The 17414-nt window shown below is 50.8% G+C and carries 17 protein-coding genes; 7 read left to right on the top strand and 10 right to left on the bottom strand.

The genetic code is table 11. The features are described 5' to 3' along the window. Window positions 1-77: 77 nt before the first annotated feature. The 6 genes from BLP80_RS01650 to BLP80_RS01675 are packed head-to-tail and all read right to left on the bottom strand — an operon-like array spanning window position 78 to window position 7667. On the bottom strand, window positions 78-1583 hold the full coding sequence (locus tag BLP80_RS01650; RefSeq protein WP_176754229.1) for a peptidoglycan-binding domain-containing protein: 1506 nt from the start codon (window positions 1581-1583) through the stop codon (window positions 78-80). Window positions 1584-1608: 25 nt separating this feature from the next. Next, entirely contained in the window at window positions 1609-2733 is a 1125-nt protein-coding gene (locus BLP80_RS01655; RefSeq protein ID WP_090539486.1) for a pyridoxal phosphate-dependent aminotransferase family protein, read from the bottom strand. 11 nt (window positions 2734-2744) lie between these two features. Continuing rightward, window positions 2745-4904 (bottom strand): hypothetical protein, encoded by a 2160-nt coding sequence (locus BLP80_RS01660; protein ID WP_090539487.1) that lies wholly within the window; start codon window positions 4902-4904, stop codon window positions 2745-2747. 24 nt (window positions 4905-4928) lie between these two features. Next, window positions 4929-6257, bottom strand: a complete 1329-nt coding sequence (locus tag BLP80_RS01665; RefSeq protein ID WP_090539489.1) for a hypothetical protein — start codon at window positions 6255-6257, stop codon at window positions 4929-4931. Window positions 6258-6263: 6 nt separating this feature from the next. Beyond that, complete coding sequence (locus tag BLP80_RS01670) at window positions 6264-6950, bottom strand: hypothetical protein (protein ID WP_090539491.1); 687 nt, start codon at window positions 6948-6950, stop codon at window positions 6264-6266. 39 nt (window positions 6951-6989) lie between these two features. Then, on the bottom strand, window positions 6990-7667 hold the full coding sequence (locus tag BLP80_RS01675; protein ID WP_090539493.1) for a hypothetical protein: 678 nt from the start codon (window positions 7665-7667) through the stop codon (window positions 6990-6992). A gap of 498 nt (window positions 7668-8165) precedes the next feature. Between BLP80_RS01675 and BLP80_RS01680 the strand changes: the two genes are divergently transcribed. The 7 genes from BLP80_RS01680 to BLP80_RS01710 all read left to right on the top strand — a co-directional run bounded on the left by BLP80_RS01680 (window position 8166) and on the right by BLP80_RS01710 (window position 13066). After that, window positions 8166-8774, top strand: a complete 609-nt coding sequence (locus BLP80_RS01680) for a riboflavin synthase (protein ID WP_090539495.1) — start codon at window positions 8166-8168, stop codon at window positions 8772-8774. 2 nt (window positions 8775-8776) lie between these two features. Further along, window positions 8777-9892, top strand: a complete 1116-nt coding sequence (gene ribBA, locus BLP80_RS01685) for a bifunctional 3,4-dihydroxy-2-butanone-4-phosphate synthase/GTP cyclohydrolase II (RefSeq protein ID WP_090539498.1) — start codon at window positions 8777-8779, stop codon at window positions 9890-9892. Between the two features lie 62 nt (window positions 9893-9954). Then, window positions 9955-10434, top strand: a complete 480-nt coding sequence (gene ribH, locus BLP80_RS01690; protein ID WP_090539500.1) for a 6,7-dimethyl-8-ribityllumazine synthase — start codon at window positions 9955-9957, stop codon at window positions 10432-10434. A gap of 10 nt (window positions 10435-10444) precedes the next feature. Further along, window positions 10445-10939, top strand: a complete 495-nt coding sequence (nusB, locus tag BLP80_RS01695) for a transcription antitermination factor NusB (RefSeq protein WP_090539502.1) — start codon at window positions 10445-10447, stop codon at window positions 10937-10939. Window positions 10940-10990: 51 nt separating this feature from the next. Further along, window positions 10991-11962 (top strand): thiamine-phosphate kinase, encoded by a 972-nt coding sequence (thiL, locus tag BLP80_RS01700; protein WP_090539504.1) that lies wholly within the window; start codon window positions 10991-10993, stop codon window positions 11960-11962. Next, entirely contained in the window at window positions 11943-12488 is a 546-nt protein-coding gene (locus BLP80_RS01705; protein WP_090539506.1) for a phosphatidylglycerophosphatase A family protein, read from the top strand. Before thiL ends, BLP80_RS01705 begins: the two co-directional genes overlap by 20 nt. Before the next feature lie 65 nt (window positions 12489-12553). Next, window positions 12554-13066 carry a CinA family protein gene (locus BLP80_RS01710; RefSeq protein WP_090539508.1) on the top strand — a complete coding sequence of 171 codons (513 nt, stop codon included), beginning with the start codon at window positions 12554-12556 and terminating at the stop codon, window positions 13064-13066. Here BLP80_RS01710 and BLP80_RS01715 read toward each other — a convergent pair. From BLP80_RS01715 to BLP80_RS01730, 4 genes are all read right to left on the bottom strand, one after another. Beyond that, window positions 13055-13672, bottom strand: coding sequence for a YqhA family protein (locus BLP80_RS01715; RefSeq protein WP_090539510.1), 618 nt, complete (start codon window positions 13670-13672; stop codon window positions 13055-13057). The genes BLP80_RS01710 and BLP80_RS01715 overlap by 12 nt on opposite strands. Before the next feature lie 139 nt (window positions 13673-13811). Further along, window positions 13812-14699, bottom strand: coding sequence for a succinate--CoA ligase subunit alpha (sucD, locus tag BLP80_RS01720; RefSeq protein WP_090539512.1), 888 nt, complete (start codon window positions 14697-14699; stop codon window positions 13812-13814). An 11-nt stretch (window positions 14700-14710) separates the two neighbouring features. Next, window positions 14711-15892: a malate--CoA ligase subunit beta gene (locus BLP80_RS01725; protein ID WP_090539514.1), complete on the bottom strand. Its 1182-nt coding sequence runs from the start codon at window positions 15890-15892 to the stop codon at window positions 14711-14713. A 50-nt stretch (window positions 15893-15942) separates the two neighbouring features. After that, window positions 15943-16893, bottom strand: a complete 951-nt coding sequence (locus BLP80_RS01730; RefSeq protein ID WP_090539516.1) for an HpcH/HpaI aldolase/citrate lyase family protein — start codon at window positions 16891-16893, stop codon at window positions 15943-15945. Between the last annotated feature and the right edge of the window lie 521 nt (window positions 16894-17414).

Consider the following 17414-nt stretch of genomic DNA (forward strand, 5'->3'; position numbering starts at 1 on the left):
TATTCGGGTTAATCACTCTGCTTATTCCCTGTCTTTCAATACGGTTCAGCCGGACTTCCATGCGCCTTCTTTTTGCTTTAGGCTCTTTCCACAACGATAGTGCGCCCACGTCGAACCCACCGGCCGGTGCTCGCAGAGGCTTTAGCTCCGCTCGTCTGCAAAGCATTGTCAGTGAGGCTGGCCGGGAGATTCGGCACATGCCGGCGTAGCGCAGCCATCAATGCCGTTCTTACTGCGGCCTGAGGATCCGCATTGGGGTCGGCCAGCGCTGCTTGCCTGGCTGCTGTGCCCGCAATGCGGACAAAGCGCCGCGCCTTTTCCAACTCTGCTTCTTCCGCGTTCAAGCCACTGAATTCAAGTTCCAGTGCTTTGCTCAGCGCTGTTCCCACAGCACCACCGATTGCCGTGCCGACCCCCGGTATCGGAATAAAGGATCCTAATGCCTTGCCCACGACCGGAAGCGCGACCTTGCCAATAGCTTTCAGACCTTTGCCCAGTACGGGCAGCACTCGCTTGCCAATGAAGCGGCCCGCTTTCTTGATCCCCCTGCCTATTCCCTTGAACAACTTGCCGAGAAACTGGTCCAGCTCTTCCTCACTGGAAATCGATAACAATTCCGCGGCAAGCTCGATTTCTTCAGCTTCATTGAACGGGCTTTCCAGTGCTATTTCGAGCTCTCGCTGATTGGTGACCAGCCCAGTTGGATTCAGAGCAGCCCGAAGGCCCTCTTCGATTGCTTTATGTTGAGATGTCAGTACCCAGCAAAAGGCATAATTGTCGGGATTGAGACCGAAGAATATCGCATCCCGGCGGTATCCTTGCATTCGCTCGCGAAGGTTTTCGCTTTCACCGACATAACCGATGTGGCCGCTGGGCGAGCGATGACGGAAAATGAGAAGATATACACCCCGTTGCTGGGGAGCGCGATGATACTGCGAGAGCCGATAACATCGCCTGGTGGCCCAGAGTCCCTGATCTGCTGGCAACATGTGTGTGAGGAGCCTGCTGTAATTGTCTCGAAATGCAGCGGGCAATTCCATTTCCATCCACTCGCTCTCGTAGATGGCACCGAATTCCAGTTCCTCCGATGATGGTTGGTCACCCCGGTTTTCACAAGCAACCCTCAATGCTTCTTCGGTATCGGGGCCGGCGATACCGGTTGTTCTGAGGCCTTGCTGCCGCTGAAAACGCCTGACAGCACTGCGCGTTTCCGGTCCCACAACGCCCGTCACTGGAAGCTGTGTTCCTATCGCTTGATTCAGACAATCCTGTAGCCAGCGCACTCGCTCCGACCCTAACGGTTCGGGTCCAATGGGATAGGGCTCGCTCACGATACCATAGGGTTCACGTCCCACGCCCCAAGGCCTACGGCGCTTCTTCGGGAGGGGGCGGGGTTTTGCAATCGGCGGGCGCTTGACTCCCTTCGGCCGTAATCCAGACAGGGAGGGGGACTGGGAATACCATCCTCCGCTCCTGCCGAATGATCGACGACTTCCTCGTTCACTTTCTACTTCGAACATCTCGCCAGCAAATTCGGGAGCGAGTTCAAAGGGCAACGTTTCAAAGCTGGGCTCTTGATTCATGATTCACCTCTAGAATGTAGTGTCACTATCTTGATTGGCAGGCCGAAGTTGGCTGCCCCTTAAGCTGTTCGTTGTTTGTTGGAGTTTTGACACTATTGGCCAATGAATCCAACATATCTATACATCGATCCATCTCCATAGCGCAGTGCCGGGCCGTGATCAAAAAACTCAGACGGGCTTCCCTATTATTGTGGGGGCGTGATAATACGGCTTGAACGCCCCGCTGAGAAAGACGTTGGTGTAGCCGCACAGCCGCATCCCCAGCAATGCCGTGGAGGGTTTGAACTGGAAACCAGCCGCCGGCGGAAGACCCTCCGACGAACTCCAATCCTTTTCGGAATTGTCCGACTCGCTGAGCGAGCCTTTGTCTCAACAAATTACCCTGAACCTGGTTTACCGTCAGCGCATGCGCAGCAGCCTGGATAACGGCCACCGAAGGAGGACTGCTATGCACTCGGGTGTCGCTTGCAGTTTTAAATCGTTTGAGCCAATGCTGGCTCCCTGCAAGAACCGCTACCGGCACACCCAACCCCTTTGCCAGAGAAGAACCCACCAGGATGTCCGGCCCGGAATGCCCACTCCAGCGCAAAATGCCTCCCCCGCCATGGCCATAGGGGGCACACCCTACGGGCGCTTCCCCCAAGATGCCCAACGCCTGAGTATCATCCAAAACCAGCAGACCGCCAAAGCGTCTCACAATCTCCAAATAGTCGCCGATGGGGGCTGCCTTGCTACAAACGGGGCAGAAGCCATTGGCGACCACCACCGGATATTTCCTTTTACGTATCTGCAGCTTAATTTGAGACAAAAGCGCTGTGGCATCGTGATGACGAAAGCGGTGAACGGCAACACCTCTTGCACCTACCCGCTCCACTCCCCACCGCACGGTTGCATAAGCCCCCTCATCCAGATATACAGTCACCGGTTGCAGGCATAACATCCCGAATAAATCCCAAAACAAATGCAAGGTGGAAGGCATCAGAACGCCTTGCTCGCAGCCCTGTAACTGCGCCAGTCTTTGAGCCACTTCTTCGGCACCGGGGGGTTCGGCCAGAGCTGCCGGCACACCCAAGGTGAGCTGCTTCCAAGGCTGCAGAAGCCAACTCGGGTGATGCAACCCAAGGTAGAGTGCCGAAGTGAAGTTGATCATGTTTGATGACCTCAACTTGCCCGCTGTTGGCTTGCCAGCCGCTTCTGCAACAATACTGATGGCAAGGTGGAATCCACACGCGCATTCACCGTTGGATCAGCCGATAGATCCACGCCCGTTGCCGCACGGTAAGCATGGATGTAACCCTGCGCCTGCGGACGGAAAAACCGTGCCCAATTAAGCGCCTTAACAGGCTCGAACTCATCGCTCCAATGACCCCAGCGGATTGAAAGCAATAGCTGCTCGCCGAACATGCCAAGGTTGCGGAAGTGCAGTACACTGGTGTCGGTCCAACCCTGGAGTTTCTTCATCGCATCGACGCGGTCCATCCAGGGCTCAGGGTAAGCCACCATGATACGGGTCGGCAAAAGCTCCCGAAATTCGGGTCTGGCCAGCAACCACTGCTGCATCAGCATTTCAATGCGGGCACTCGACGGCAGATCTCCGAACTGGTTGTGAGCCCCTTGGGAAAGAATCAAATGCACTTCCTTGAGCGCATTGAGCACCGGGAAGGCGTCGGCTTTAACCGTGGTATCGTCATCCTGCTTATAGAACACGGTACACAAGCGTAACAAGTGGTGGAATGCCTCCAGGAATTTCGAACGTGTATCCACAGGACTGAAATTCTGAACAGCCTTACCTTCCAGTCGCAAACCGTAATGGTGATCGTATTCGTAGTTGCGCCGATTGATCGTCAGCCGATGCGGCTCATCCTGGATATAACTCCATAGCAAATTATTGAGTGGACGCAATGGATCCATCTCCAGGTTAGCAAGCGGGTCCTGGACTGACGAGCGTATGTTCTGGAAGCGTCGCGAGATAGCGTTCATCGACTGCACGAGCATGCCTTCTTCGTGCCAGTAGGACCAGATGAGTTCCAACAGGCAAGGGTTTTCAAGTTTCTCTTGCAGCAAACCGAAGCAATTGTCGAATATTTCGGCTAAATCTCCTTGGTTTCTCGGGACAGCATTTTCGAACAATGTAGTCTTGATTGGAATATCGGGTAGTTTTCGCCGAATAACCGCAAGATAAGGCAGTGTTTTATCGCCGTTCACGGGCACAAGATATTGGTCGAAAGCAGTACTCAGCCCCACGTCTGGAATGGGCAGGTCTCTGCGGTTAAGATAGGCGTCATCGCGATTTGGGCGATTCGTATTCGGATCGAACGGTAGCGGTTCTTGCTGCACGCCGCAGTTGACCATCACGAAGGCCTCGGTGGCTGCCTTCATGACGCGATAGGCGTCGGAGTCGGCAAAGGGTAGGAAACGTTGAATCTTCAGTCGATCGTATTCTTCTTTCTTGGTAATAAAACGCCCATCTTCAAAGCCATTTTTTGGGTTTGGAGGTTTCCCGCCACAAAAAATCCAATCCATGAAGCGAAGATAATTATTGAACGAGAGTGCGTCTGTGCTGTTGCGAATTCCTGTCCAGAACGCGGTGTCTTCAGTGAAAGAAGTCTCCGTACGCGTCAGCGAGACGTTTAGATTGCCTTCAACATTGGTTATTGGCGGCTGATTGGAAAAGACAGGTATTTCCTTGGTGACTGAGGCGCTTCCTATTTCGCTCATTGTGGCGCTGACTCTGATTTCACCCACATGCCCATGCGTACTGAGATGAACCATATCGCGCGCGGTATCGGATTCATAAAAATGGCCGCGGGTTGTTGCCCATCTGATCTTTCGATTTCCCGGTTGTATTGTTAAGTTATGATGGACGCTGAAAACCCAGGTAGTTCCTGCATCCGCCTGAATGCACTGATTAAATTCTGTTCCTTGACAATTCTCCGCAAGTGCTCCCCACTCGATGTCAAACTGCAAAGGAATGACTATTGTTCTAGTGAGACAGCTGTCCTGTGTTACCGTGATGTCCGCTTTTTTAGAGACGATTCCAAAAGCTTCGCAACAGATTTCATAGTCGCCACAGGGTACTTCGAGAATGGCAAGAGCATCTTCATTAGTCTCTTTTCGATAAATTTTTTCTTCGCAAGAATACTCATCCGAATGCTCTTCGACGCCTCCTTTCGTTTTAGATTTCTGCTGAGCTTGCCCAGCGCTTTCTTTACCTCGGCGGGTAAGGGTAACCCAAGCATTTCTTATTGGGGTATTTTGGACGGTAGGGTCGTCGGTCACCAAAATGGTCACTTTACCTAACTGCGTATTTTTTGTAGACATGGACGTCTCCTTAATAAATGATGATCAATATTGGATTGCCAGTTTAAACTCTGGTGTTCTGTGTCCCCAGCCCTGTCTGGAGCAGTCTTCGGATACTTGCAAGGTGCTGCTCAGCGCCCAGTGAGTCAGCAGTTTGGACAGGATGGCGCTTTCCTGTTCCGGACTCATGCGACCGTCGGAACGCGCCTGACCAATCACGGCAAAAGCCAAGGTAGGGGGCGCCCGGTACATTTTCGACGGCTGTTGCCGCCAAACCTGCAAAAGCGCCTGAAGATAGTGCGGTTGACGGTTTCGCACCTGCAAGGCTTCGGCCAGGCTATGGCCGCGCAGGCTTAGGGGTCTGTGGTTAACCAACAGTGCGACAAAGCCAGGTAACGTCGCCTGCAAAGCACCATAATTCCGCTGCTGCTCTGCACCCAGTCCGCTAAGCGGGTAATACGCTTCCCATAACCGAGCCAGGCGTTCCCACTGCGGATGAGGATAGAGCGCCTGCCCCATGGCACAGCTCAGCTTGACGCGTATCCAAGGAGAAGGATGGGGATCATCCCGATTCAGGCGGAACATAAAAGCACGCGGCAGGCTTACGACACCCATTAACCCCAAAGTAGAAGCAATCCCGATGCGAGCAACAGACCAAAAATCAGCAACGACCTCGGAAATCCACCGCTCCCATAACGACCAGATGGCGCTATGAGATCCGCTGCCTCGTTGCATTCCTTGCAAAACAGGACGAAGTGAATTCACCAAATTAAGCAGAGCAGCAGCCTGATGACCCACTTCGTGAACCAGGGAAGAGGCGATACCGCTGCCGATCAGACGTTCCCTCGGCACACGAATCACAGCCACCGGATTTTCGCCACCACCCGGGAGCCGTGTGCGAACCCGCCGAATGGCGGCCCCGACGCCGCGATCGAAATAACAGATGACGGGGGGCACATCATAGTAATGACCAGTCAATGTCAGCGCGTCGGCAGAAACGACATCGAGTCCTGAAAGCCACACACCGATTTCATTCTCGCTACGTTGCGTCAATGCATCGTTGAACAAATCGAACTGAGTCAAGACGGTATTGAACCTAAGCCGGAGTATTGAAAATAGCCGTTGCGCCTGCGCTGGGCTCGCTCTTTGACCTGACGGCCCCCGCAACCAGCTTATATAACGCCGGATTAAACCTCTCAGCTCTCGCCGGCCTTTCATGAGATACCGTTCGATGCCGGTTTGTGCTGCTGGCAGAATAGCCGCCGCCGGCAACATGCTTTCATGCAATGCAAAAGGCTTGATGCGTTCTAATCTGGTCATCAACGCACGAGCTTCCTGCTCGAGCATCCATGTGGCATAGGAAGCGGCGGCCATGATGGCTCAAACCCCAAACAGAATAATCTTGTTGCCACGGCGCATCCAGCGACCGCTTCTCGCTCCACTTCCGCAAGAAGGACAGACTGTACCCGCGGTGCCGCCAGGAACTGTAGGCCGGATGCCACTGACTAGACCTGGAGCCAGTTGACGAGCGGCTGCCAGCACGGCCGATTGAGCGGCTGCTCGCGGATTAGCCGTCGGTGGCGCTGAGGCTGCATTTTTAGCGGCTGTTCCGGCAAACTGAACGAAGCTTTTCGCGGCCTCGTATTCCTGGTCCTCCAGACTTAATCCCTCCAATTCCAAACCGAAGATTCGACCAGCAGTGGATGCAACCTGACTGCCGATTTTGGCGCCGCTACTGCCGCCGAAATAACCGCCGATAGCGCTGCCCACCATGGGCAGCGCTTTCTTGGCTGCGCCTTTCAAGAGCCCGCCGAGCTGTTGGCCTACCGGTGACTTGATAAACTGGCCGGCGACTCGACCAGCCCTTTTGATGAGGCTACCCAGGAACTGCTCCAGCTCTGCTTCACTGCTGACCTCCAACAGCTCGGCAGCGAGCTCCATCGCTTCTGCTTCACTGAAAACACCCGCTTCAGTGCTCCATTCGGTTTCACCATCTTCGTATTGTTCATATTCGTAATTTTCCAGCTCATGGCTGGTTTCCAGTTGAGTGCGGTCGATATCGTGCATGGCGTTATCCTCCTTGAGAAATGTGTTGCCAGGGGTTGTTCACGCATTGAGAATAATGATGTTGCGGCCTCGCCGAATCCATCGACCACTACGGCCCTTACCCGGCACAGTCGATGGCGCAGCAGATCCTGAGCCCGAGGCTAACAGATTGGGTGCATATTTTTGCGCAGCTTTAATTGCTGCAGCTTGAGCGGCAGTGCGTGGATCGATAGAAGCGGGTGCTGAAACTGCATTTTTGACAGTGTTAGCGGCAAAACGGACGAATTGCTTTCCGCCTTCAAATTCACGATCTTCCTGGCTCAATGCTTCAAGTTCAAGCCCCAGCGCACTACCTGCTGCAGAGGCGAGACCGCTGCCAATCTTGGCCCCTAACGGCCCGCCGAAATAGGCACCCAACGCACCGCCAGCAATGGGCAAGGCTTTTTTGGCAACACCCTTGAGTACCCCTCCCACAGCTCGACCAATGGGAGATTTCACTACCTTACGGAGAGCTCCGCCGGCCTTCTTGATTAACCCACCCAGGAAGCGATCAAGCTCCTCTTCATTAGTCACTTCTAGAAGCTCGGCAGTCAGTTCCATCACTTCACTTTCGCTAAATACCTCCGCCCATTCTGCTTCACCGTCTTCGAATTGTTCAAATTGCTCACCTTCGTATTGCTCGCTCTCAAAACTGCTCATTTCCGGATTGAATTCGAATATGTTTTCGCTCTCATACATGGCTTAGTCCTCCAATTCTCAGGTTCTCCGTCACGCTCCGGCTTGTGACTCATCCAGGCATCAGGCCCAGCGTTAACGCGTTTGATTTCATTTTCGTCAGGACAACTTGTTCAACTTTGGTTGCCTTCATTAAAAATAATGAGCAAGTAGCGTGCCAGAAATTATTGTTATCCGAATGCTCGGCAGGTAGAATAGTTAATACATTGAAAATAAAATGAAATAATCATTCAGCCTTCGGCTTTAACATGAAAGTGGAAATATACGACCCAGCGAAGCTGGTTTCGGCAAATGCGACAAATACCCTTTGGAAAGCGAAAAATGTTTCGGCCCTATCCCTATTATGTGGCGTTGATAAAGCCAGCCGGCTTTATGTGTTGGAAACTGAGTAACGCTCAGTTATTTGCTGTACGGCAATTAAGGCAGCTGCCGTATGCTGTTCTTGTCCGCCAAGAACCGCATCAACAAGGTGGCAGTATCTTAATGTTTGGAAAATAAAAAATGTTTACAGGAATTATTGAAGCGGTCGGGGAAATTAAACAAATTAGCCAGAAGCCTAATGCGCTCGGCCTGCATATCGCCCCAGGCAAGCTGGATATGAGTGACGTCAAGATCGGTGACAGTATTGCAGTTAATGGCGTATGTCTGACGGTCACTTCATTAGCCAGTACTTTTTTTACTGTCGATGTCTCAGATGAAACTTTAAGCTGCACACATGGCCTGAATATCGTCGGAAATTATGTTAATCTGGAGAAAGCAATGCGATTAACGGATCGATTAGGCGGTCACTTGGTAAGCGGCCATGTGGATGGAGTAGGCACAGTCACCACATTCGAACAAGCAGGGGAAAATTATCTGCTGGCGATCAAATCACCGGTATCACTGTTAAAATATATTGCAGCAAAAGGGTCGATTACGGTAAATGGCGTCAGCCTGACCATCAATCGTATAGAGGACGATATCCTGGAAATCAATCTCATTCCCCATACGTTAGCTGAAACGAATCTGAAGCATCTTAAACGGGGTGAACGATTAAATTTGGAATCGGATATGCTGGCACGCTATGTCGCGCGTCTAATGGAACTATCTTCTGGAGTTATAGTTAAGTAAATATGGCAATTAGCACTATCGAGGAAATCATTACGGATTTCAGGGCCGGAAAAATGGTTATTCTCATTGACGAAGAAGATCGTGAAAATGAAGGCGATCTGGTTCTGGCCGCTGATTTCGTGACCGCGGAAACGATCAATTTCATGGCGAAGCATGGCCGAGGACTGGTCTGTCTGACGCTAACGGAAGAACGATGCCATCAACTCAAATTGCCGTTGATGGTTTCGACTAGCCATTCATCCCATGGAACCAACTTCACTGTTTCCATTGAGGCCGCAACGGGTGTAACGACAGGGATTTCTGCAGCTGATCGCGCTCGCACCATACAAGCCGCTGTCAAAGCAGATGCCAAATCCGAAGATATTGTCCAGCCTGGCCATATTTTTCCGCTCAAGGCGCAAAAAGGGGGCGTATTGGTACGCGCGGGACATACCGAAGCGGGGTGCGACCTGGCGCAGATGGCGGGATTGACTCCGGCTGCGGTGATCTGCGAAATCCTGAAAGATGATGGTGAAATGGCGCGCCTACCGGATCTCATCGAATTTTCCGCCAAACATCAGCTCAAAATTGGCACCATCGCAGATCTGATTCATCACCGCAGCCTCACGGAAAGTTTGGTGACACGGGTGGCTGATCGTCCCATTCAAACTATCTATGGTGAATTTCACTTGACTGCTTATCATGATAAAACAGCCAATATTACGCACCTTGCGCTGGTAAAAGGCACGCTTCATCCAGATAAAGAAGTACTGGTACGCGTGCATGAACCTTTATCCGTGATCGATGTACTGGATATCAACGATCATATGCATTCCTGGAGCATCAATGATGCCATGCGTGTGATTGCAGAGACAGGGCAAGGGGTGATCGTGCTGTTGCATCGCAAGGGGGATGCTGCCATCCTGGCAGAACGTCTCTTGCAGAATCAGGCACAGCATCATGACTCGGTCAAGACAGATTTACGGGATCATGGCATCGGTGCGCAAATACTGAAAGATCTTGGCGTAGGCAAGATGCGTTTGCTTGCGACGCCACGCAAAATGCCCAGCATGACGGGTTTTGGTCTGGAAGTGACGGGATATCTGGAAACTCTGAATAAATATACCGCTTTACAGTAAAATCTAACCTTTTCTATTTCTTCAACCTTTCTTCAACTTTTAGCACGCTTACTGGAGTGAGCATGGCATATTACGACAATATCCCTGAAATTGAAACCAGCCTCAATAGTGCCGAGCTTCGCGTTGGCATCGTGATGAGCCGCTTTAACATTGAAGTAACAGAGGGGCTACTTGGCGCTTGTACCGCTGAATTAGTCAAGCAGGGCGTTCAAGAATCGAACCTGTTATTGGCTACAGTACCTGGTGCACTGGAGATCCCATTGGCATTGCAAAAGATGGCCTTATCCGATCAGTTTGATGCATTGATCGCTTTAGGTGCCGTCATACGAGGCGACACCTATCATTTTGAAGTGGTATCGAATGAATCAGCAAGAGGATTAATCTCTGTTCAGCTTGATACGGGCATTCCTGTAGCAAATGGCATACTCACGACTGACAATGATGATCAGGCGCTTGCCAGGATGACCCAGAAAGGAATAGAAGCTGCACGCGCGGCGATCGAAATGGCCAATCTTCTGGCAAAATTTGATGAAATGACATAATAATTGGCTCATGACTGCAACCCAACCTACCTCACCTTTAAAAACCGGCTTTAAATACAAGAAACGCCGCCATCTTTCGCGTGAGCTCGCATTACAAGGCATTTATCAGTGGCGTGTCGCTGGAAACGATGTGAGTTTTATCGAAACACAATTACGTGAAACAGACATTTTTCCCAAAACAGATGAATCTTTTTTTTCCGATTTACTGCGCGGTGTGCTAAAAAATTCAACCACGCTGGAACACCATATTCAGCCTTACCTTGATCGCCCTTTGATTGATCTCAGCCCGGTTGAGTCTTCCATTCTCTTACTCAGCACCTACGAGTTCATTCACCATCTGGAAACTCCTTATCGCGCCATTATCAATGAGGCCATAGAACTCGCTAAGACATACGGAGGAACCGACGGATACAAATACGTGAATGGTGTGCTGGATAAGCTCGCGGCACAGTTGCGCGCCATAGAAATTCAATCGCAAGCCAAGAAAAAAATTGAATCAATATAACACCCTATTTCTAGCTGCCTTCTGGTAACAATTTCATACCATGGACTGATCGTGAGTTCCGAGTTTGATATTATCCGTCGATATTTCACACGACCGACTCATCGGGCGATCCTTGGCATAGGCGATGATGCTGCGCTGATTCCCTACACAGCGACGACCGATTTGGCCGTTTCTACCGATACCCTGGTATCCGGTCAGCATTTTTTCGCCGATACCGATCCTGGCAAGCTTGGTCACAAAGCCTTGGCGGTCAATCTCTCTGATATGGCAGCGATGGGGGCCATTCCCCGCTGGGTTACACTCGCACTGACATTACCTACCAATCTGGTAACCATGAATAGTGGCTGGCTGGAAGCGTTTATGGATGGCTTCTTTACGCTAGCCAGAAAATATCAGGTGGAACTCATAGGTGGTGACACGACGTGTGGCCCGCTTAATATAGGCGTACACATCATGGGTGAAGTCACCAAAGGAAAAGCGCTGAAAAGAAGTGGAGCCATTCCGGGAGATGATATCTGGATATCCGGGTATTTAGGCAATGCCGCATTGGCGCTTGCTCATCTGCAACAACACATCACCCTGGATCCAGAAGAACTGGCTGTGTGTTCAGCTGCGCTTCATACCCCCGTAGCACGCGTCGAACTTGGGCAGCGATTAGTTGATCTTGCACATAGTGCGATTGATATTTCCGATGGATTACTGGCTGATCTTGGACATATTCTGGAATCCTCTCATGTTGCCGCAACGATCCATTTAGAAAGAATCGCCTGCTCATGGGCCATGCAAAGATATTTACCTTTATCACTTGCAGTTGACTGTTTACTGGCAGGAGGCGATGATTATGAACTCTGTTTTACCGCTCCCGAGATAAAGCGTCCCGAAATAATACAATTGTCTCAGGAATTGACTGTTCCCCTTGCCCGTATTGGAAAAATTACTCCGGGTAAAGGATTATTCATTCTTGATGCAAACGGTCACGCGATCACCCACGAGAAAAAAGGCTATGACCACTTCCTTACCTGAGTCCTACCAGTCCAGTTTCAAACTTCCTCCTTTGCAACCTGATTTAGCGTTTGTTCACAGCCGCTTTGCCCACTTTCTTGCATTTGGTGCTGGCGTCGGGCTAAGTCGGTTGGCACCGGGCACCTTTGGAACACTGGTTGCCTTTCCCTTATTCTGGTCCCTGGATTCGTTTCTCGAGCCGATCGCACTATTACTCGCTATTGATATTTTCTTCATTTTGGGTATCTGGGCGTGTGCCATTACTGGCAGAGCGTTGCGCGCCCATGATCATCCCGGTATGGTATGGGATGAAATTGTCGCTTTCATGCTAGTGCTCTATTTCATTCCCGATCATTGGCTATGGTCTGGCGCTGCGTTTATATTATTTCGCTTTTTTGACATCCTTAAACCTCCGCCCATCAAATACTATGAGCGCAAGCTTCGTGGCGGGCTGGGTGTGATGTTCGATGATCTACTGGCAGCATTCTATACCTTACTTTGCCTCGCTGGCTGGAAGTCACTCGTTTTATTCGAGAGTTACTTCTGACCTAAACAGGATTAGGCGCAAAGTACTGCAATTCGTTCGCAAAATGAATTTTCAGAGGCGACTCTATGGTCGATGATCGCATGCTGCTTTCTTATGCACAGCATGTTGGCGTAGCGCTTGCTGAAAGGGGTTTGATGCTGGCCAGTGCAGAATCGTGCACAGGCGGCTGGGTAGGTCAGGTGGTCACAGCCGTTGCGGGGAGTTCAGCCTGGTATGATCGGGGTTTTATTACCTATAGTAACCACGCCAAGCAACAAATGTTGGGTGTGCAGGCGGCAACTTTGACTCAATATGGCGCAGTATCCGAACAAACCGCGCAAGAAATGGCAACAGGCGCCATTAAAATGAGCGATGCCCAGGTAGCGGTTGCGGTAACCGGCATTGCTGGTCCAGCAGGCGGATCGCAAGAAAAACCCGTCGGGATGGTGTGTTTTGCCTGGGCATCCAAGCAAGGGCTCGCAGGCAGCGAGACCCATTTTTTCTCAGGAGATCGCGAAGCAATCAGGCGGCAAGCTGTGGGAACCGCCTTATTGGGCATTATCCATTTATTAGACGTTATGCCACCTTCACTCGTCTGATTCCGCTATGCTGTTGTGCAGGGTCATAGACATCAGGCGATCTGTATAGGCAATCGCCATTGCAGATAGCAAGAAAGTAATATGAATGCCTGTTTGGGCCAGCAATGTCTTTTCATCATAAGCACTGGCATTGATAAAGGTCTTGAGCAAGTGAATGGACGAGATACCGATAATGGCAGTGGAGAGCTTGATCTTTAATACCGCTGCATTGACATGCGATAGCCATTCAGGCTGATCGGGGTGGCCTTCCAGATTCATGCGTGAAACAAACGTCTCATATCCGCCAATAATCACCATAATCAATAGATTAGAAATCATTACCACATCAATCAGACCCAGCACTACCAGCATAATGGCCGTTTCTGTGATCTTCATGGGCGCTTCTCCTTCTTCAGGAGAAACAATATGCAGAATATGCCTCAATGACTCTTTGTCACCTATGATCGCACCCACCAGATCAATTAACTCGACCCAAAAGTGAAAAACATAGACACACTGCGCCAGTACTAACCCTAAATAGAGCGGTAATTGCAGCCAACGTGATAAAAAGAGAAAACGGGCTATCGCTGAAATTCTTTTTTTGTCGGTTTTCTGGTTAATTTCCATATCATTAAAAATTCGATTACTTCAATTTTGCACACCATAAAACGCCTTGCTTATTGTATGGGTGCTTGTGCCGGATTCAAGGAAGCTGACCAGATTTCGCAATCAATCTGGTCAGCAAGTTGAGAAAACAACTTTCAGGCTACATTTTGGCCAATACTTCTGCGACCGTTTTTCCCATCAAAGACGGTGTTGGGCATATGGTGACACCCAGCTCTTTCAATCGCTCCACTTTCTCTGCAGCGCTTTCTCCTGCAGAAGAAATGATTGCTCCCGCATGTCCCATACGCCGACCGGCTGGTGCCGTCAATCCCGCAATATAGGCTATTAATGGTTTGCTCATATTCTCTTTGGCAAAAATGCCGGCTTCCACTTCCTGCGGCCCTCCGATTTCACCAATCATCAGCGCCACCTTGGTTTCCGGATCCTGTTCCAGTTTTTCCAGCACATCGCGGTGGGAGCTCCCGATGATCGGATCACCGCCAATCCCGATAGAGGTGGAAATACCGATCTCCAGCCGCCGCATTTGATCGGCAGCTTCATAGCCCAGCGTCCCTGAACGGCCAACCACCCCCACATTACCCCGCATATAGATATGTCCTGGCATGATGCCCAGCATGGCACGTTCCGGGCTGATCGTCCCTGAACAATTGGGGCCGGTCAACATCATCCTTTGCGCCTTGGGAAAACGGCGTAAAAAACTCTTGACTGTCATCATATCTTGAGTCGGAATACCATCTGTAATCGAGACACAATATTTAATGCCAGCATCGGCTGCTTCCATGATCGAATCAGCGGCAAATGCCGGGGGCACAAATACGATGCTCGCCTCGGCCCCCACCTGTTCAACCGCTTCTTTCACGGTATTGAAAACGGGTAGCCCCAAGTGCGTTTTCCCGCCCTTACCCGGGGTAACACCCCCTACGACTTTCGATCCATATTCGATCATTTCCTGCGCATGAAAGCTGCCAATTCTGCCTGTGAAGCCTTGCACAATAATGCGCGTATTTTCATTAATTAAAATGGCCACTCTGTCCCTCCCTACCCTTGTTTTGCAACCATTTCGTTGCGTGCCTGAACCACTTTTTCCGCCGCATCCGCCAATGTTTCCGCGGTAATAATCGGCAAACCGCTGTCTGCGATAATTCGCTGACCTTCTTCAACGTTTGTTCCAGATAAACGCACCACCAGCGGTACTTTCATATCGATATTTTTAACCGCTTGAACCACGCCTTCTGCAATCCAGTCACATCGGTTAATTCCGGCAAAAATATTAACCAGCATCGCCTTGACGCCTTCATCAGCCAGCACCAGGCGAAATGCTTTTTCGGTACGTTCCGCCGATGCGCCTCCGCCGACATCCAGGAAATTAGCGGGCTCACCACCTGCCAGCTTGATCATGTCCATGGTTGCCATCGCCAGGCCAGCGCCATTAATCATGCAGCCGATATCTCCATCCAGTCCCACATAGCTCAAGCCAGCCTCTGCTGCTGCCACCTCGCGTGGATCGATTTGTGTCTTGTCGCGCAATTCGGCAATTCTATGACGGCGGAACAACGCGTTTTCATCGAAACTCATTTTCGCATCCAACGCCAGCAACTCATTATTTTTGGTCACAACCAGTGGATTGATTTCCAGGATGTTGGCATCCAGATCGCGCAAGGCACGGTAGCATCCCTTGATGGTTTTAACCGCGTGATTGAGCAAATCTTCTCCAACGCCTAAGGCAAAAGCCATGGTGCGCGCCTGGAAATCCTGTAACCCTACTGCGGGTTCCACATAGATTTTGACGATTGCATCGGGATTAGTGGCTGCGAGGCGTTCGATCTCCATGCCGCCCTGTGCAGAACCCACCATAATGACACGCTCATGACTGCGGTCGATCATGAAAGACAGATAGAGCTCCCGGGCAATATCCGTCCCCGCCTCGATATAAAGCCGGGTGCACATCTTGCCGCCCGGACCCGTCTGATGGGTAACCAGTCTCTTGCCCAAGAGCGCTTCAGCTGCCGCCTCCACTTCATCATGGGTCCTACAGACTTTGATGCCGCCTGCTTTCCCGCGTGCGCCAGAATGAATCTGCGCCTTGACTACCCAGACATTTCCATCGATTTCCCGGCTACGCTGCACGGCTTCTTCCACCGTGTATGCCAAGCCGCCTTCAGCAATCTTGACACCATATTCAGCCAAGATTTCTTTTGCCTGATACTCGTGAATATCCAATGCCTATCCCCTTTCAATTTCAAAGAACTGTTTAAAAACCTGCCTGCTGATTAGTTATTTTTTGCAGCAATCGCCTCAGCTGCTTTCACAATATTATTGGCCATTCTTTCCGAAGCCGCATCAATCAAACGGCCATCGAGTGAGGCCGCGCCTTTTCCTTGCGCCGCCGCCTCTTTCAATGCAGCCAGAATCCGCCTGGCTTTTTCAATTTCAGCAGCAGGAGGCGTAAATACTTCGTTGGCCAAAGCGATCTGGGTCGGATGAATCGCCCATTTTCCCTCGCAGCCCAGTGCAGCCGCTCGTCTGGCAGCCTGCTTATAACCTTCCGGATCCTGAATATCACCAAAAGGCCCATCGATTGGCCTCAAGCCAAAAGCACGACATGCCACAGTCATTCGGCTGATGGCGGCGTGCCATTGATCACCGGGATAATCCGGATTGAGTCCGCCAATATTGGTAGTGCGTGCACGGTTACTGGCGGCATAGTCAGCCACACCAAAATGCAGCGCTTCCAGTCGCCCGGCTGCGCCGTTACGGGCGATATCCTCGACATTAGCCATCCCCAGCGCGGTCTCGATAAGCGCTTCGATGCCGATCCTGTTTTTTAATCCTTGCTGCATTTCCAGCTGATTGAGCATCGCTTCAACCATGTAGACATCTGCATAAACGCCCACCTTGGGAATCAGAATGGTATCGATCTTGCGCCCGGCCTGTTCAACCAGATCGACCACATCGCGTACCATAAATTGAGTATCCAGACCGTTGATACGCACTGAAAGCGTGATCCCATGCCCTTTCCAGTCCAGATCGTTGATCGCCTGGATGATATTTTTGCGAGCCTGTATTTTATCGTCCGGGGCAACGGCATCCTCAAGATCCAGGAAGATAAAGTCCACTCCGCTTTTCAGTGCCTTTTCAAACATTTCGGGGCGCGAACCTGGCACAGCCAATTCGCAACGTTGCACGCGCTGAATCTTGGTTTCAAACAATGTATGACTCATTTCTCCTCCAATAAATTAAATAGATCGATCGATATATCCGTAGCGCTGAATCAAAAACAGGAAGTGGAAGTGAAGCATGTTCAGAATTTTTTCTTCTGAAACACATGATGATGTGCGGAAAGCGGGTAAATGACTGGGGGCGTTTCTATCGGTTTTCGTGTGCTTCAAGCGGGTATTCCCAGGTAATCAGGCTGTATGGTTGTTCAATTCGGATGCAATTATATCACTGGCTGGTATTGAATTTGAGTTTGAAGATGTATTTCAATTTGCAAGTTATGAACATTTGCCTTCGTTTCACTAAGGCATGTTTTGTCTTGCAGATTATCTTGCGGCTCTTTTACCCTGGTGCTATGGGCAATCATCGCTCCAAGAAATTGTTTGGAAACCCCTGTTTTAAGCTAGTACTCAGTCATTCTTCTAAAGTCGGGTAAAGTTTCTTCAATTTTACCCGAGCGTCATCATTCGTAAAGCGCCACTCCATGGGACGTGCGGAAGCATTTCGTTGTGCTTGCCACGCTGCC

The sequence above is a fragment of the Nitrosomonas sp. Nm132 genome (genome assembly GCF_900100485.1).
GTDB lineage: Bacteria > Pseudomonadota > Gammaproteobacteria > Burkholderiales > Nitrosomonadaceae > Nitrosomonas.

What these genes read in the sequence shown, in the direction of transcription:
- BLP80_RS01650 (WP_176754229.1), bottom strand. Translation starts at nt 1,583, where the DNA reads ATGAATCAAGAGCCCAGCTTTGAAACGTTGCCCTTTGAACTCGCTCCC.
- BLP80_RS01655 (WP_090539486.1), bottom strand. Translation starts at nt 2,733, where the DNA reads ATGATCAACTTCACTTCGGCACTCTACCTTGGGTTGCATCACCCGAGT.
- BLP80_RS01660 (WP_090539487.1), bottom strand. Translation starts at nt 4,904, where the DNA reads ATGTCTACAAAAAATACGCAGTTAGGTAAAGTGACCATTTTGGTGACC.
- BLP80_RS01665 (WP_090539489.1), bottom strand. Translation starts at nt 6,257, where the DNA reads ATGGCCGCCGCTTCCTATGCCACATGGATGCTCGAGCAGGAAGCTCGT.
- BLP80_RS01670 (WP_090539491.1), bottom strand. Translation starts at nt 6,950, where the DNA reads ATGCACGATATCGACCGCACTCAACTGGAAACCAGCCATGAGCTGGAA.
- BLP80_RS01675 (WP_090539493.1), bottom strand. Translation starts at nt 7,667, where the DNA reads ATGTATGAGAGCGAAAACATATTCGAATTCAATCCGGAAATGAGCAGT.
- BLP80_RS01680 (WP_090539495.1), top strand. Translation starts at nt 8,166, where the DNA reads ATGTTTACAGGAATTATTGAAGCGGTCGGGGAAATTAAACAAATTAGC.
- ribBA (WP_090539498.1), top strand. Translation starts at nt 8,777, where the DNA reads ATGGCAATTAGCACTATCGAGGAAATCATTACGGATTTCAGGGCCGGA.
- ribH (WP_090539500.1), top strand. Translation starts at nt 9,955, where the DNA reads ATGGCATATTACGACAATATCCCTGAAATTGAAACCAGCCTCAATAGT.
- nusB (WP_090539502.1), top strand. Translation starts at nt 10,445, where the DNA reads ATGACTGCAACCCAACCTACCTCACCTTTAAAAACCGGCTTTAAATAC.
- BLP80_RS01705 (WP_090539506.1), top strand. Translation starts at nt 11,943, where the DNA reads ATGACCACTTCCTTACCTGAGTCCTACCAGTCCAGTTTCAAACTTCCT.
- BLP80_RS01710 (WP_090539508.1), top strand. Translation starts at nt 12,554, where the DNA reads ATGGTCGATGATCGCATGCTGCTTTCTTATGCACAGCATGTTGGCGTA.
- BLP80_RS01715 (WP_090539510.1), bottom strand. Translation starts at nt 13,672, where the DNA reads ATGGAAATTAACCAGAAAACCGACAAAAAAAGAATTTCAGCGATAGCC.
- BLP80_RS01730 (WP_090539516.1), bottom strand. Translation starts at nt 16,893, where the DNA reads ATGAGTCATACATTGTTTGAAACCAAGATTCAGCGCGTGCAACGTTGC.